The sequence below is a fragment of the Pseudomonas sp. AK-TSAG1-1 genome, assembly GCF_056821665.1.
The window spans coordinates 3,835,676-3,849,424 of record NZ_CM165965.1; the positions used below are offsets into that span (position 1 = coordinate 3,835,676).

At 61.8% G+C, this 13,749-nt stretch carries 12 protein-coding genes; 9 read left to right on the forward strand and 3 right to left on the reverse strand.

Annotation, left to right across the window (positions count from 1 at the left end):
- Positions 1–69 precede the first annotated feature (69 nt).
- Entirely contained in the window at positions 70–2,394 is a 2,325-nt protein-coding gene (locus AC1UK9_RS16955; RefSeq protein ID WP_482578068.1) for an FdhF/YdeP family oxidoreductase, read from the reverse strand.
- A gap of 357 nt (positions 2,395–2,751) precedes the next feature.
- Between AC1UK9_RS16955 and moaA the strand changes: the two genes are divergently transcribed.
- Both moaA and AC1UK9_RS16965 read left to right on the forward strand, forming a co-directional pair.
- Positions 2,752–3,750: a GTP 3',8-cyclase MoaA gene (gene moaA / locus AC1UK9_RS16960; protein WP_025111338.1), complete on the forward strand. Its 999-nt coding sequence runs from the start codon at positions 2,752–2,754 to the stop codon at positions 3,748–3,750.
- 36 nt (positions 3,751–3,786) lie between these two features.
- A complete protein-coding gene (locus AC1UK9_RS16965) occupies positions 3,787–4,686 on the forward strand; it encodes a bestrophin family protein (RefSeq protein ID WP_473012896.1) in 900 nt (299 codons plus the stop codon).
- Positions 4,687–5,029: 343 nt separating this feature from the next.
- Here the strand turns inward: AC1UK9_RS16965 and AC1UK9_RS16970 are convergent, their stop codons facing one another.
- Together AC1UK9_RS16970 and moaB are read right to left on the reverse strand one after the other, a co-directional pair.
- Positions 5,030–6,235: a molybdopterin molybdotransferase MoeA gene (locus tag AC1UK9_RS16970; protein ID WP_025111336.1), complete on the reverse strand. Its 1,206-nt coding sequence runs from the start codon at positions 6,233–6,235 to the stop codon at positions 5,030–5,032.
- On the reverse strand, positions 6,232–6,771 hold the full coding sequence (moaB, locus tag AC1UK9_RS16975; RefSeq protein ID WP_473012897.1) for a molybdenum cofactor biosynthesis protein B: 540 nt from the start codon (positions 6,769–6,771) through the stop codon (positions 6,232–6,234). Before moaB ends, AC1UK9_RS16970 begins: the two co-directional genes overlap by 4 nt.
- Positions 6,772–7,056: 285 nt before the next feature.
- Here moaB and AC1UK9_RS16980 point away from each other — a divergent pair, with 285 nt between their 5' ends.
- The 7 genes from AC1UK9_RS16980 (at position 7,057) to AC1UK9_RS17010 (ending at position 13,604) form a co-directional block, all read left to right on the forward strand.
- Entirely contained in the window at positions 7,057–7,956 is a 900-nt protein-coding gene (locus tag AC1UK9_RS16980) for a LysR family transcriptional regulator (RefSeq protein ID WP_025111334.1), read from the forward strand.
- Between the two features lie 244 nt (positions 7,957–8,200).
- Positions 8,201–9,043 carry a formate dehydrogenase accessory sulfurtransferase FdhD gene (fdhD, locus tag AC1UK9_RS16985; RefSeq protein ID WP_482578069.1) on the forward strand — a complete coding sequence of 281 codons (843 nt, stop codon included), beginning with the start codon at positions 8,201–8,203 and terminating at the stop codon, positions 9,041–9,043.
- Positions 9,040–9,525, forward strand: a complete 486-nt coding sequence (gene moaC / locus AC1UK9_RS16990; RefSeq protein WP_025111332.1) for a cyclic pyranopterin monophosphate synthase MoaC — start codon at positions 9,040–9,042, stop codon at positions 9,523–9,525. Before fdhD ends, moaC begins: the two co-directional genes overlap by 4 nt.
- Entirely contained in the window at positions 9,522–9,773 is a 252-nt protein-coding gene (locus AC1UK9_RS16995; protein WP_025111331.1) for a MoaD/ThiS family protein, read from the forward strand. The genes moaC and AC1UK9_RS16995 overlap by 4 nt, the downstream gene beginning before the upstream one ends.
- 2 nt (positions 9,774–9,775) lie before the next feature.
- Entirely contained in the window at positions 9,776–10,237 is a 462-nt protein-coding gene (gene moaE, locus AC1UK9_RS17000) for a molybdopterin synthase catalytic subunit MoaE (RefSeq protein ID WP_482578070.1), read from the forward strand.
- Between the two features lie 238 nt (positions 10,238–10,475).
- Positions 10,476–11,819, forward strand: a complete 1,344-nt coding sequence (chrA, locus tag AC1UK9_RS17005; protein ID WP_482578071.1) for a chromate efflux transporter — start codon at positions 10,476–10,478, stop codon at positions 11,817–11,819.
- Between the two features lie 420 nt (positions 11,820–12,239).
- A complete protein-coding gene (locus AC1UK9_RS17010) occupies positions 12,240–13,604 on the forward strand; it encodes a glutamine synthetase family protein (RefSeq protein WP_025111328.1) in 1,365 nt (454 codons plus the stop codon).
- The last annotated feature ends 145 nt before the right edge of the window (positions 13,605–13,749 follow it).

Here is a 13,749-nt window from a genome sequence, read left to right on the forward strand (position 1 = left end):
TCGCCGGGCCACCGCCAGGCGCTAACGCCTGCAGCCAGTCAAATTGCCAGTGTTTTTATCAGTAGCGGGTCAGGCCACCGACGACGGGATCAGGTTGCTGACCTTGGCCGCTTCGAGACGAATCGCGACGAATTTCGAGGTCGGCGTGTAGGTCCGGTCGCCGTAGCTTTCCAGTGGTACCAGCGGATTGGTTTCCGGGTAGTACGCCGCCGCCTGGCCGGGCGGAATGTCGTAGGCGATCAGGGTAAAACCGCTGACCCGACGCTCGCGCTCGTCATCCCACAGCGCCACCAGATCGACCTTCTGCCCCGGTTCGAAACCGAGCCGCTGGATGTCCTGCTCGTTGGCAAAGATCACGTCGCGCATGCCGTAGACCCCGCGATAACGGTCGTCGAGGCCGTACAGCGTGGTGTTGTACTGATCGTGCGAACGCATGGTCTGCAGGATCAGGTGCGGCTTGACCGGCAGGTTGCGCACACCTTCGCTGATCAGGTGTTCCGGCAGCACGCACGGGGTGAACTGGGCTTTGCCGGACTCGGTGTTCCAGACCCGGTCCGAGGCGTCGTTGCCAAGGTGGAAGCCACCCGGGATCAACAGTTTCTCGTTGAAGTTCTCGAAGCCCGGAATCACGTCGGCGATCAGGTTGCGGATGCGCCCGTAATCGCCCACGGCCCACTCCCAGTCGATTGGATGTTTGCCCAACGTGGCGGCGGCAATCCCGGCAATGATCGCCGGCTCGGACTTCAAGTGCGCCGACTTCGGTTTCAGTTGACCGAACGACAGATGCACCATGCTGAAGGTGTCTTCCACGGTCACGCCTTGCGGACCTTCGGCCTGGATATCGATGTCGGTACGGCCCAGGCACGGCAAGATCAACGCGTCGCGACCGGTGACCAGATGGCTGCGGTTGAGCTTGGTCGAGATGTGCACGGTCAGGTCGAGTTTGCGCATCGCTTCGTGGGTGCGCGGGGTGTCCGGTGTAGCTTGGGCAAAGTTGCCGCCCAGACCGATGAACACCTTGGCTTCGCCACGCTCCATGGCACCGATCGCCATCACTGTGTTGTGGCCGTGCATGCGCGGCACTTTGAAGTTGAAGCGGTTTTCCAGCGCGTCCATCAACTCCTTGGGCGCCAGTTCGTTGATGCCCATGGTGCGGTCGCCCTGCACGTTGCTGTGACCGCGCACCGGCGACAGACCGGCACCCGGGCGACCAACGTTGCCGCGCAACAGTTGCAGGTTGATGACTTCCTGCAGGGTCGGCACCGAGTGCACGTGTTGGGTCAGGCCCATGGCCCAGCACATGATCACGCTCTTGGCGCGGCCATACATGCGCGCCGCCAGTTCGATGTCGTGCAACGGCACACCGGACTGCTCGACGATGTGCTCCCAGCTCGTGGCGTCGACTTCGGCCAGATAGCTGTCCAGACCTGAGGTGTGCTCAGCAATGAACGCGTGGTCGAACACCGGTTCGCCGCCGCTGGCCTGAGCCTCGCGCTCCCACTGCAGGAGGAATTTGGCCATGCCGCGAATCATCGCCATGTCGCCACCCAGCGCCGGCCGGAAGTACGCGGTGTTGGTCGCTTCCCAGCCGTTGCTGAGCATCTCGATCGGGTTCTGCGGGTTCTGGAAACGCTCCAGGCCACGCTCCTTCAACGGGTTGATGCACACCACTTGCGCGCCGCGCTTCACCGCTTCACGCAGCGGTTCGAGCATGCGCGGGTGGTTGGTGCCGGGGTTCTGGCCGATGACGAAAATCGCGTCGGCGTGGTGCAAATCCTCGTAGACCACGGTGCCTTTACCGACGCCGAGGGTCTCGCCCATGCTCACCGCACTGGCTTCGTGGCACATGTTCGAACAGTCGGGGAAGTTGTTGGTGCCAAAGGCGCGGACGAACAACTGGTAGAGAAACGCGGCTTCATTGCTGGCCCGGCCCGAGGTGTAGAACTCAGCCTCGTGCGGCGATTTCAGGCCCTTGAGGTGTTCGGCAATCAGCGCGAACGCGTCTTCCCAGGTGGTTTCCACATAGCGGTCAACCCGCGCGTCGTAGCGCATCGGATGAGTCAGGCGGCCCTGATACTCCAGCCAATAATCGCTCTGTTCAGCCAGGCTCGACACCGTGTACTTGTTGAAGAACGCCGGGTCGACCAGGCGGCCCGTGGCTTCCCAGTTCACCGCTTTGGCGCCGTTCTCGCAGAATTTGAGCATGCTCGCGCCGGGGGCTTCACCCCACGCACAGCCCGGGCAGTCGAAGCCGCCGTTCTGGTTGGTCTTGAGCATGGCGCGGATGTTTTTCAGGGCGTTTTCACTGCCCAGCCAGCTTTTGGTCAGGCTGATGACAGCCCCCCAACCGGCAGCGGCACCCTTGTAAGGTTTGTAACGGTCGACTTGTGACATGGGACATCTCCATGACGATGCACGCAGGCATGAACCTGATCTTGGTTAAACAGCGACGGCCGACTTTGCACAGCAATAAAGCGGTCGTTTCAGTTGCCGGAGCAAGGATATGAACCGATACAAAATATTGTCTAATCGCTATTTATGACCACACTATCGAAAGCGTCTATCACGGCTAAAAACCCTTTATTTACGGGGCCTTGCGAAACTAAAGCGACAACTTTAAATGAGAAATAATTCATCATCGATGCAATCAATCAGCCGTTCATTAACAGTGATTGGACGCCCTCTGAAGTTGCCCATAACCTGCGCCAACTTGTTCCGTTAATGCGGACTTCTCACTCCTGCGAGGCTGTCATGTCAGAGCGTGTCTTGATCGATGGTTACAACCGCCGCGTCGACTATCTGCGCATGTCGGTCACCGACCGCTGCGACTTCCGCTGCGTCTATTGCATGGCCGAAGACATGCAGTTTCTGCCGCGCCAGCAGGTACTGACGCTGGAAGAGATCTATCAGCTGGCGCAGAGCTTCGTGGCACTGGGCACCCGCAAAATTCGCCTGACTGGCGGCGAGCCGTTGATTCGCCCGGGCGTGGTCAAGCTGTGCGAGCAGATCGCCGCCCTGCCCGGCCTGCGTGAGCTGTGCATGACCACCAATGGCTCGCAACTGGGCAAACTCGCGGCGCCGCTGTTCGACGCCGGGGTCAAGCGCCTGAATATCAGCCTCGACAGCCTAGACCCCGAGCGCTTCAGGCAAATGACCCGCACCGGTGATCTGGCGCAGGTGATCAGCGGCATCGATGCCGCGCGCAAGGCCGGTTTCACCCGAACTAAACTCAACGTCGTGGTGATGCAGGGGCGCAACGACCAGGAGATCAACGATCTGGTGAGCTTCGCCATCGACCGCCAGCTCGACATCTCCTTCATCGAGGAAATGCCGTTGGGGATCATCAGCGAACACAGCCGGGCGGAGTCGTTTTACTCCAGTGCCCAGGTGCGCGAGAAAATCGCCGAACGCTACACCCTGATCGACTCCGCCGAGTCGACCCAAGGCCCGTCGCGCTACTGGCGCGTGGCCGAGGCGCCGGACATTCGCCTGGGCTTTATCTCGCCGCACAGCCACAATTTCTGCGGCACCTGCAACCGGGTGCGGCTGACGGTGGAGGGGCGCCTGCTACTGTGTCTGGGTAACGAGCATTCGGTGGACCTCAAAGCTGTGCTGCGCGCTCATCCGGGGCAACCGCAACGGCTGGAAAAGGCCATTATCGAGGCGATGAAACTCAAGCCGTACCGCCACAATTTCGAAGTGAACGACGACGTCCAGGTCGTGCGCTTCATGAACATGACCGGCGGTTGAAACCGCCCTCACCCTGCGTAACCGGGATCGCCCAGCATGATCATCAGACCCAAGGTCAACCAATTCGCCATCCTCTTCACCCTCAAGGGTTCGATCGCCAAGCGCATCGCCCTGCGCACCCTGATGGTCACCTTGCTGGCCTCGGCCATCGTGCTGATTGAAATCCTCCACCCGAGCAACTTCACCAAGGTCAATGCCACGCCGTTCACCTTGCTCGGGCTGTCGCTGTCGATCTTCATGAATTTTCGCAACAACGCCTGCTACGACCGCTGGTACGAAGCGCGCAAGGCCTGGGGGGATGTGCTGGTGCACATTCGCTCGGTGATCCGCGAAACCCATGTCATCCGCGAATCGGTACAGCGCAAGCCGTTGCTGCTCAATCTCTGCGGGTTTGCCCATGCGCTGAATGCGCGGTTGCGCCGGGAAAGCGAAGCGGCGGCCAGCCGTGCGTGGATCACGCCGCAACACGATACGCAGGTGCCGGATTACAGCGGGCGGATTCTGCAGCAGGTCGGCCAGCAGTGTTCCGACCTGCATCAGAGCGGTGAGTTGACCGAGTGGCGCTACATGCTCCTGGCCAATCACCTGACCAGCCTGACCCAGGCGCAAGCGGTGTGTGAACGGATCAAGAACACTCCGCTGCCCTTCCCCTACACCTTGCTGCTGCACCGCACGATCTACCTGTTCTGCATCCTGCTGCCGTTCGCCATGGCCGAGCCGCTGGGCTGGCTGACGCCGTTGTTCACGGCGATTGTCAGCTACACGTTCTTTGGTCTGGATGCGATTGCCGATGAACTGGAAGACCCATTCGGCCGCGACGAAAACGACCTGGCGACAGACTCGCTGGTGCGCACTATCGAGCGCGATATTCTCTCTGAGCTGGGTGTGGCAGATCTGCCGCCGATGCTGATGCCGGTCGACTACGTCCTGAGCTGAGCCTGCATCTGCGTTGACAGGACAACCGCGATCGCGAGCAGGCTCACTCCTACAGGTCTGAGGTACACCCGCAAAATGGTCGAACCCCCTAAATCAAAATGTGGGAGCGAGCCTGCTCGCGAAAGCAGTCATCCAGTCAACATTGATGTCGAATGTGCAAACGCTTTCGCGAGCAAGCCCGCTCCCACATGGGCCGGCGCTGCACCAGTGGCCCAGACACCACCCGATTAAAACGGTGGGAGCGGGCTTGCTCGCGAAGAGGCCATGTCAGCCACCGCACATGCTGACTAACACACCGCTTTCGCGAGCAGGCTCGCTCCCACAGGTTTGATTGGTGTCGGGGTCAGAACAGTTCGCTGAAGGGAATGAAGCGCAGCGGGTCGCCAATGCTGTGAGTGCTGTTTTCCGGCACTTCCACCAGACCATCGGCCCAGGTTGCACCGAGCAGGACGCCAGAGCTTTGATTCGGATACAGCACCGCATTCCCCGCCTCCAGCCGTACACGCAGGTATTCACGACGACTGCCTGGTTTGTGCCAGTCGAAACCGGCATTCACCGAAAAGCTCAGCGGCATGACGTCTTCCACGCCTTGGATACGCAGCAGATACGGCCGCGCCAGCAGCCCGAAGGTCACCAGTGCCGAGGTCGGATTGCCCGGCAGGCCGATCACCGGCACCGTGCCGAAATGCCCCACGGTCAACGGTTTGCCTGGCTTGATCGCCAGTTTCCACAGCAGCGGTTTGCCATCCTCGCGCAGCACCTGCCCGAGGCAATCGGCATCGCCGGCAGACACGCCGCCCGTGGTCAGGATCAGGTCGGCCGCCACTTGCAGTTGCTCAAGCTTGAGCCGCGTCTGGGCCGGGCGATCCGGGAGTATTCCGGCGTCGATCACTTCGCAGCCCAGCTCACGCAACCAGTGACCGAGCAACACACGATTGCTGTTGTAGATGCTGCCGGGGCGCAGTGGCTGGCCCGGTTCGACCAGTTCGTCACCGGTCGACAACAGTGCCACGCGCGGGCGACGCACCACGTGCAGTTGCGCCAGCCCTTGCCCGGCGGCGACCGCCAGTTCGAATGGCCCAAGGCGTTTGCCGGCACGCAGCAGGATGTCACCCACGCGATTTTCCTGACCTTGCGCGCGGATGTTCTGCCCCGCCTTCAGCGGCTGCAAGAAACGCACGCGGCCGTCCTCCAGCACCTCGACGTTCTCCTGCATCTCGACGCAGGTGGCGCCGGGCGGCAGCGGTGCACCGGTAAAAATCCGCGCGCAGGTGCCAGGCAACAGGGCGTCCGGCGCCAGCCCCGCGTAAACCTTTTGCGACACTTTCAGCGGCTGGCGATGCAGGTCGGCGAGATTGAGCGCGTAACCGTCCATGGCACTGTTCGGCCACGGTGGCAGATCGAGTGTCGCTACCAGATCACTGGCCAGTACCCGTGCGCGAGCAGCATCGAGCGACAACAACTCGCTGTCGGCCAGACGTTGCTCATCGGCCATGCCCAGCAACTGGTCGAGGGCGTCCTCGACCGGCATCAAGGGTGCCTTGCTCATCCGCGCGGCCCGCAGGCTTGCACTGCCTTGAGGTGTGGCACGAAGTTGCACGGGCGATGACGGTTATCCAGTTGCTCGGCGAGAATACCCTCCCATGCGGTACGACAGGCGCCGGTCGAGCCCGGCAGGCAGCACACCAGCGTGCCGTTGGACAGTCCGGCCAGCGCTCGGCTTTGCACGGTAGACGTGCCGATGTCGAGAATCGAAATCGCGCGGAACAACTCACCGAAACCATCAATCTGTTTGTCGAGCAAGCAGGCCACTGCTTCCGGTGTGCTGTCGCGACCGGTGAACCCGGTGCCGCCGGTGATCAGCACCACCTGAATATTGTCGTCGGCAATCCACTGAGCAACCTGGGCGCGAATCTTGTACAGATCATCCTTGAGCAGATTGCGCTCACTCAGGGTATGGCCGGCCTCCAACAGACGACTGACCAGCAACTGGCCGGAGGTATCGCTGGCGTAATCGCGGGTATCGCTGACCGTCAGCACGGCAATGTTCAGGGGGACAAACAGGGCATCCGCTTTCGCGCTCATGGGACTCTCCGGCAGTAGTTGATCACATTGCCCAGCAGCCTAAGTGCCACTTATGAGTACTGTCTAATCACTCTAACCAAACACATTATCGACCCGCTCTATCGGTCCCGTTGACCTCGACCAACGCCTTTGAAATCATGCGCGATAGAGCTGATCGATAAGCTTTTCAATTCTTCCGATTGGACGCCAACACAGTCAGGTGAGATCGTCTCGCCTCGCGTTTTCCGTGCGCTGCGCGCATCTGCGTCAATACTCATTCCAATTTCACAACGAGCAGGTGCCATCGTGGACATCAAACAACTCAAGTTCCTGATCGCACTGGACGAAACCCGCCACTTCGGCCAGGCCGCCGCCCGCTGCCACATCACCCAGCCGACCCTGTCGATGCGCCTGCGTAATCTGGAAGATGAACTGGATCTGGTGCTGGTCAATCGCGGTCAGCGCTTTGAAGGTTTCACTCAGGCCGGCGAACGAGTGCTGGCCTGGGCGCGCACGCTGCTGGCAGCCCACGACGGCCTGTTCGCCGAAGCGGCGGCGTGCCGCGGGCAACTGGTCGGTAGCCTGCGTCTGGGGCTGGTGCCGCTGAGCAGCTTCAATCCGGTCAATTACATTCAGGGCTTGTCCGCGACCTACCCCGAGCTGAAATTCAGTCTGTCTTCGCTCAGTTCCAACGAGATCATCGAGGGGCTGGGCAACAACCAGCTCGATCTGGGCGTGTGCTATCTGGACCACGTCAACCCGAACTACTTCGAGTTTTTCGAGATCGGCGAAACCCGTGTCGGGCTGCTTTACGACAATCGTCACTACCATTTCGAAGGCTCGGAAATGAGCTGGGAAGACGCCGCCGAACTGCCGCTGGGGATGATCACTACCGGCATGCATTACCGCAAATCCATCGACCTGAGTTTCCGCAGCCGCGGGCTCAATCCGCAGCCGATCCTGGAAAGTGATTCGACCTATCAGCTGTTGCAGGCGATTCACCAGGGCTTCTGCTGCTCGATCATGCCGCTGGACAGCGGGCTGGAAGAGCCGATCGAACATTTGTCGTTCATGCAGTTGCCGGACGCCAGCGTGCTGGCGCCGCTGGGGCTGGTGATGCGCAAGACCGAACCGCGGTCGGCGATTGCCGAGAAGTGTTTTGCCGAGGCACGCAAGCTGTTCGGGGTTGAAGCACCGGTTGTTTGAGTGGCCTGTCCAGACATTGATGTTGGATGTCAGGCCGTCTTCGCGAGCAAGCCCGCTCCCACAGCTGGAATGCATTTCAACTGTGGGAGCGGGCTTGCTCGCGAAGAGGCCAGCACAGCCACTACAAATTCCGGATAGGACCGTGGTGATCGACCAACCCAATCACCAGATCGGAACAAGCGATTGGACGCATTTTTAACACCCCCGTAGCCTGATCCCACTTCAGCGCTTCGGGACTTTCAAGATGCTGTGCCAAGTTGATCCAACTGCCGAACCGGGCGATGCCAACGCCCCCGCGCCGCAACCGTCACAGGTCGCGTTTCGCGAATACCTCACGGACGCCTCGCTCTCGCACGCCGCCCTGGCCTCGGAAATCGCCCTGTCGATCACCTTCAATGGCCTGAGCCAGGCGGTGATGATGGTCTCGCCCGGCAACCTCGAAGATTTCATCCGCGGCTTCAGCCTGAGCAACGCGATCATCGACAGCGTCGACGAGATCTACGACATCCGCCTGAGCCATTTCGATCAGGCCTGTCAGGCTGATGTGCAGATCAGCAGCCGTGCCTTCTGGGCACTGAAAGATCATCGTCGGCAGATGGCCGGCACCAGCGGTTGCGGCCTGTGTGGCGTCGAAGCGCTGGAGCAGGCACTGCCTCGACTGGACATCCTGCAACCCTGCGCACTGCCACCGGCCGCGCATTTCGACGGCATCCGCCAACGCATCGAGCAGGCCCAACAACTGGCTCGCAGCAGTGGCGCCCTGCACGCGGCGCTGTACTTCGATGCCAGCGGTGAAGCGCTGCTGTGCCGTGAAGACATCGGCCGGCACAACGCCCTCGACAAACTGATCGGCGCGATGCACCTCGCCGAAGTCGATGCGCGCCAGAGCTTCGTGGTGGTCACCAGCCGGTGCAGCCTGGAACTGATCCACAAAGCAGTGCGCGCCCGCCTCGGCACCCTCGTCAGCCTGTCCGCCCCCACGGCGTTGACCGTGCGCTGGGCGCTCAAGCACCGGCTCAATCTGATCCACGTCCCGCACCGCAACGCCCCCAGAATCTACAGCCCGATCCAGGAGCTTTCGCCATGAGCAACACCCTCACCCACCTCGACGATCAGGGTCGCGCCAACATGGTCGACGTCAGCGACAAGGCGCCGACCCGCCGCGAAGCCACCGCACAAGCCTGGGTGCAGATGCGCCCGGAAACGCTGCAGATGATCCAGGCCAACGGCCACCCCAAGGGCGACGTCTTCGCCGTGGCGCGGATCGCCGCAATTCAAGCTGCCAAACGTACCCACGAGCTGATTCCGCTGTGCCACGCACTGCTGCTCAGCTCGATTCACGTCGAGCTCAAGGCCTGCGAACCCGACCGCGTGCAGATCACCAGCACTTGTCGCCTCACCGGCCAGACCGGGGTCGAACTCGAAGCCCTGACCGCCGCCAGCGTCGCAGCATTGACTATCTACGACATGTGCAAGGCTGTGGACCGGGCGATGGTCATCGGCGACATCCGCCTGCTCAGCAAACAGGGCGGGCGCTCCGGGCACTTTCAATGGGAGAACGCGCAATGATCCTGATCAACTACTTCGCCAGCTACCGTGATCGCCTCAATCTGGGCGGCGAGAAAATCCCGCTGACCGACAATCTGCGCAGCATCGAGGACGTGCGGCAGATGCTCATGGCCCGTGGTGAGGAATGGCGCGAAGTGCTCGGTGCCGGCAACCTGATGTGTGCGTTGAATCAGGAGCTGTGCCAACCGAGCGCAGCCATCGAAGACTTCGACGAGATCGCGTTTTTTCCACCGGTCACCGGGGGCTGAACATGACGGTACGGGTACAGTACAAAAGTTTCGATGTCGGCCAGTTGACCGCCGACCTGCATGCACGCAATCCACGGGTGGGCGCGGTGGTGAATTTCATCGGGTATGTGCGTGATCTGCACATCGGCCAGAGCGTGAGCGAGTTGTTCCTCGAACACTATCCGGGCATGACCGAAAAGGCCCTCGAACAGATCGCCGAGGAAGCACGCGAGCGCTGGCCGCTACAGGGCGTGGAGATTGTGCATCGGGTCGGCGCACTGGCGATCAGCGAGCCGATCGTGTTCGTCGGCGTCAGCAGCAAACACCGGCACATGGCGTTCGAGGCCTGCGCGTTCATCATGGATGTGCTCAAGACTCGTGCGCCGTTATGGAAGCGCGAGAGCACGGCACAGGGTTCGCATTGGGTCGAGGCGCGGGAGAGCGACCAGAATGCGGCGCTGCGCTGGAGCCTGGCGCATGCCTGAAGATCAAGAGCCCCTCACCCTAACCCTCTCCCGGAGGGAGAGGGACTGATTGGGGGATATTGAAGAAATTCACCGAATCGAAAGATCGGCTCTGAATCCATAATCGACTCAATCTTCAGGTCGATGGATAACGCCAGACACCTCGGTCGGCCCCCTCTCCCTCAGGGAGAGGGCTGGGGTGAGGGTTGAAAGTCTGATTAGATAGCAACTCCGCCAGGATCAAACTCCGGAGTCTCGTTTGAGCACAGCGCCCAACAACCTGCCCCGCCCAGATCCCGTCACGCTGCGCCAGGCCTGGCGCTTCTGGCTCAAGCTCGGCTGCATCAGTTTCGGCGGCCCGGCCGGGCAGATCGCGATCATGCATCAGGAACTGGTCGAACGCCGGCGCTGGATCTCCGAGCGGCGGTTCCTGCATGCGCTCAACTACTGCATGTTGCTGCCCGGCCCCGAGGCCCAGCAACTGGCGACGTACATTGGCTGGTTGTTGCATCGCACCTGGGGCGGGGTGATCGCCGGGGCGCTGTTCGTATTGCCGTCGTTGTTCATCCTGATTGCACTGTCGTGGGTGTACATCGCGTTCGGCGACGTGCCGGTGGTGGCCGGGATCTTCTACGGGATCAAACCGGCGGTGACCGCCATTGTGTTGCACGCGGCGCATCGTATCGGCTCGCGAGCACTCAAAAACAGTTGGCTGTGGGCCATCGCCGGGGCGTCGTTCGTGGCGATTTTTGCCTTCAATCTGCCGTTCCCGCTGATCGTGCTCGGTGCGGCGCTGATCGGTTACGTCGGCGGGCGACTGGCGCCGCAACGCTTCGACAATGGCGGCCAACGCAGCAGTGGAAAATCCTTCGGCCCGGCGTTGATCGATGACGACACGCCGACACCCGAACATGCGCGATTCAGCCTGCCGAAGCTGTGGCGCTTGCTGTTGGTCGGCGCGGCGCTGTGGTGCTTGCCGATGTGGCTGCTGACCGCGCTGTTCGGCTGGGACGGCACGTTCACGCAAATGGGCTGGTTTTTCACCAAGGCCGCGTTGCTGACGTTTGGCGGCGCTTACGCGGTGTTGCCGTATGTCTATCAGGGCGCCGTCGGGCATTATGGCTGGCTGACGCCGACACAGATGATCGATGGCCTCGCGCTTGGCGAAACCACGCCCGGGCCGCTGATCATGGTGGTGGCGTTTGTCGGTTTCATCGGCGCTTACGTGCAACCGGCGTTTGGCGCGGAACACGCGTTCGCCGCGGGTGCACTGGCGGCGACGCTGGTGACCTGGTTCACCTTCCTGCCCTCGTTTCTGTTCATCCTCGCCGGCGGGCCGCTGGTGGAGTCGACCCACAACGCACTCAAGTTCACTGCACCGTTGACCGCCATCACCGCTGCGGTGGTCGGGGTGATTCTCAACCTGGCGTGTTTCTTCGCTTATCACGTGTTCTGGCCGACCGGTTTTGCCGGGCAAGCGGACGTGTTTTCGATTGTGCTGGCGTTGCTGGCCGCGTTGGCGCTGTTCATTTTCAAGCGCGGCGTGATTGCAGTGTTGATCGTTTGCGCCCTCGCCGGGCTGGGCTTGCACTTGCTGCGCTGAACGTTGGCCAACGGTACAAGGGCGCAATCACCGGTTTACACGCCCGCAGATTGCCCCTTACTATCCGGGCACACCGGTCGGCGGGTCTGCCCCGCCACCGACGTTTTCCGCCAACGGAAACACGCGTTATGAGTACGTCACCACAACAACCAGAAAGGTTGAACGTCTCCGCTGTGTGCGCCCTCTGTCACAGGGGCCGCGCATGAATCGCATCGTCAATCTCCCCATGGCCCTGCGCCGTTCCAAGCTGCGTCACTCCGCACGCCCGCCGGATATCGCCCTGCCTGTCTGATCGCGCCCGTTATAAACCGCGACAGCCCTCTATTACCTGATATCCCTGCCAGGACGCCCGCGCCTATTGCCGAACTGCGTCCGGCCCGAATCTGCGCGCCCGTGCGGCGCCATCGTGAGTGATTGACCATGAAATTCGCAGCCATCGAAGACGCACGCCTGTTCCTTGAACAGAACCCCGACATCGACATGATCGAGCTGTTCATCCTCGACGCCAACGGCGTGCCACGCGGCAAGCTGTTGCACCGCGAAGAACTGCTGGCGGTGTATGAAAGTGGTCGCCCGTTACCCAGCACCATCCTCGGGCTGACCGTGCAGGGCGAGGACGTGGAAAACTCAGGTCTGGTGTGGGACGTCGGCGACATCGACTGCCGCGCCTACCCGCTCGAAGGCAGTCTGGTGCGCCTGCCATGGCGGCAGATTCCGACCGCTGCGGTGCAGGTCAGCATGCACCCGACCGAAGGCATGCCAGCGAGCATCGCCGACCCGCGTCACTTGCTGATCAAGGTGATCGACGCCCTCAAGGCCGAGGGTTATCACCCGGTCATGGCCTGCGAGCTGGAGTTCTACCTGCTCGATGCCAAACGCGATCACAACGGGCGTCCGCAACCGGCGCTGGATGCCGACGGTGGCCGACCGCGACACACCCAGGTCTACGGTTTGCGCGAACTGGAACAGATCGAACCGTTCCTCGCCGACCTCTACAGCGCCTGCAAACTGCACGGTATTCCGGCGCGCACGGCGATCTCGGAATACGCCCCGGGCCAAGTGGAAATCACCCTTGAGCACGGCGATGCGCTGCAGGCGATGGATCAGGCAGTGCGCTACAAACGTCTGGTCAAAGCCGTGGCGCACAAGCACGGCATGCAGGCGACGTTCATGGCCAAGCCGTTCGATGATCTGGCCGGCACCGGCATGCACATGCACGTCAGCCTCGCCGATGGCGCGGGGCACAACCTGTTCGCCTCACAAGATCCGGCCGGCACTCCGCTGCTGCGTACCGCGATTGGCGGCATGCTCGCCTCGCTGCTCGATTCGCTGCTGCTGTTCTGCCCCAATGCCAACTCGTACCGCCGTTTCCAGGCCAACAGCTACGCGCCGTTGGCACCGACCTGGGGCGTCGACAACCGCACCGTCAGCCTGCGAGTCCCCGGCGGCCCGGCCAACACCCGGCACATCGAACACCGCATCTGCGGCGCCGACGCCAACCCGTATCTGGCGGCGGCAGCGATCCTCGCCGGCATCCATCGCGGCATTCGCGAAAACCTTGATCCGGGCGCGCCGGTCGAGGGCAATGGCTACGCGCAAGCCAAGGAATTGCTGCCAACCGACTGGCTGACTTCGCTGCAGGCGCTGGAGAATTCCGCATGGGCGCGGGATGCCTTGGGGCAGGAATTTCTCGGGGTGTATCTGGCGGTGAAACGGGCGGAGTACCGGCAGTTCATGGCCGAGGTGGGTGAGCAGGACTGGCGCTGGTACCTGACCGAAGCCTGAAGCCTCACACCATCCGCCCTGTGGGAGCGGGCTTGCTCGCGAAGGCGTCGTCACATTCAATATTTCAGTGACTGACCCACCGCATTCGCGAGCAAGCCCGCTCCCACAGGGGATTGCACTCCGACTTCCGAATTCTGTGTGGACA

Bases quoted from the DNA above. Each gene is read 5' to 3' on its own strand.
- AC1UK9_RS16955 (WP_482578068.1), bottom strand. From the start codon at position 2,394: ATGTCACAAGTCGACCGTTACAAACCTTACAAGGGTGCCGCTGCCGGT.
- moaA (WP_025111338.1), top strand. From the start codon at position 2,752: ATGTCAGAGCGTGTCTTGATCGATGGTTACAACCGCCGCGTCGACTAT.
- AC1UK9_RS16965 (WP_473012896.1), top strand. From the start codon at position 3,787: ATGATCATCAGACCCAAGGTCAACCAATTCGCCATCCTCTTCACCCTC.
- AC1UK9_RS16970 (WP_025111336.1), bottom strand. From the start codon at position 6,235: ATGAGCAAGGCACCCTTGATGCCGGTCGAGGACGCCCTCGACCAGTTG.
- moaB (WP_473012897.1), bottom strand. From the start codon at position 6,771: ATGAGCGCGAAAGCGGATGCCCTGTTTGTCCCCCTGAACATTGCCGTG.
- fdhD (WP_482578069.1), top strand. From the start codon at position 8,201: ATGCTGTGCCAAGTTGATCCAACTGCCGAACCGGGCGATGCCAACGCC.
- moaC (WP_025111332.1), top strand. From the start codon at position 9,040: ATGAGCAACACCCTCACCCACCTCGACGATCAGGGTCGCGCCAACATG.
- AC1UK9_RS16995 (WP_025111331.1), top strand. From the start codon at position 9,522: ATGATCCTGATCAACTACTTCGCCAGCTACCGTGATCGCCTCAATCTG.
- moaE (WP_482578070.1), top strand. From the start codon at position 9,776: ATGACGGTACGGGTACAGTACAAAAGTTTCGATGTCGGCCAGTTGACC.
- AC1UK9_RS17010 (WP_025111328.1), top strand. From the start codon at position 12,240: ATGAAATTCGCAGCCATCGAAGACGCACGCCTGTTCCTTGAACAGAAC.